The sequence below is a fragment of the Marinimicrobium sp. UBA4509 genome, from assembly GCF_002388575.1.
GTDB classification, from domain to species: domain Bacteria; phylum Pseudomonadota; class Gammaproteobacteria; order Pseudomonadales; family Cellvibrionaceae; genus Marinimicrobium; species Marinimicrobium koreense.
Map to the genome: position 1 here is coordinate 34,383 of NZ_DGMV01000032.1, position 964 is coordinate 35,346.

Genomic DNA, 964 nt, shown 5'->3' on the forward strand with positions numbered 1-964 from the left:
TAAGGGGATCAAACGCATAGTGGTCGGCATTGTCGGCCTAATCATCCTGGGTTTTATTGTTCTGTTATTGCTCGCGTGGGAGGGCGGTATCGAGCGCCAGTCGCCGCCCTCGGCGGATAGCTTCTCGCAGGAGCAGATTGACCGGGGCCAGGTCATGGCGGGCATCGGCAACTGCCAGAGCTGTCACACCACCGACCCCGATCAGCCCTACGCGGGCGGTCTTGCCTTCGAGACCGAGTTCGGCACCCTGTATTCCACCAATATCACGCCCGACCCGGATACCGGGATCGGCCAGTGGTCCCAGGAGGCGTTCAACCGGGCCATGCGTGAAGGGGTCTCCCGGGACGGCTCGCACCTGTTCCCCGCCTTTCCCTATACCCACTTTGCCAATGTCAGCGACGGGGATCTGGAAGACCTATACGCCTACATGATGACCCGCGAGGCCATCAACGCGGAGCCGCCGGAAAACACCCTGCGCTTCCCGTTCAGCATTCGCATGCTGCAGGCGGGCTGGAAGCTGCTGTACTTTGATGGCGCCACGCTCGAAGAGGATGCCAGCCGCGGAGAGTACCTGGCCGAAGGCCTGGGGCACTGCTCCGCCTGCCATACGCCGCGCAATTCGGTTGGCGCAGAGGCCGACGGGCAAGACTACGAGGGGGCCTTGGTCAACGGCTGGTTCGCGCCGGCGCTGAGCGACAACCACAGCACTCCGGTCGGCTGGACCGAAGACGAGCTGTTCCTGTACCTGCGCAACGGCGTATCCATCTACCACGGTGTCGCCGCCGGCTCCATGGCCGATGTGGTGCATCAGGGGCTGGTTGAGGCCAGCGATGACGATATTCGGGCCCTGGCCCGCTACTTCCATACCGTTGCCGGTGGCAGCGACGCGGCCCAGGCGGGCAACCAGGCCGCCCGGGCGATTCGCACCGCCCAGGAACGCAGCGCCGGCACCCTGAGCCGGGGG

Annotated in this window: 1 protein-coding gene; it reads left to right on the plus strand. The window is 65.0% G+C overall.

Annotated elements, in window-relative coordinates; all coding sequences use genetic code 11:
• On the plus strand, positions 1–964 hold a 964-nt coding region (locus B3520_RS04170), incomplete at both ends, for a c-type cytochrome (protein WP_286875472.1).